This is a genomic window from Paraburkholderia sp. SIMBA_027 (genome assembly GCF_046535315.1).
GTDB classification, from domain to species: Bacteria; Pseudomonadota; Gammaproteobacteria; order Burkholderiales; family Burkholderiaceae; genus Paraburkholderia; species Paraburkholderia tropica.
This window is the reverse complement of record NZ_JAWRWY010000900.1, coordinates 1-261: the sequence shown is the minus strand read 5'-3', so window position 1 is coordinate 261 and position 261 is coordinate 1. Positions and strand designations below refer to the sequence as shown.

The window sequence follows — 261 nt, the reverse complement described above, 5'->3', positions numbered from 1 at the left end:
CCATGCCGCCCAGCGAGATGACCGCCACCTCGGTGGTGCCGCCGCCGATGTCGACGACCATGGAGCCGCTGGCGTCGGAGACGGCCAGGCCGGCGCCGATGGCCGCGGCCATGGGTTCTTCGATCAGGAACACGTGCGAGGCGCCGGCGCCGAGGGCCGATTCGCGGATGGCGCGGCGTTCAACCTGGGTGGAGCCGCAGGGCACGCAGACGATGATGCGCGGGCTGGGCGCCAGCATGTTGCGCGGGTGCACCATGCGGA

At 72.4% G+C, this 261-nt stretch carries 1 protein-coding gene; it reads right to left on the bottom strand.

Annotation, left to right across the window (positions count from 1 at the left end):
* A partial coding sequence (locus tag SB764_RS41685) for a rod shape-determining protein (RefSeq protein WP_410866988.1) occupies nt 1-261 on the bottom strand: 261 nt, incomplete at both ends.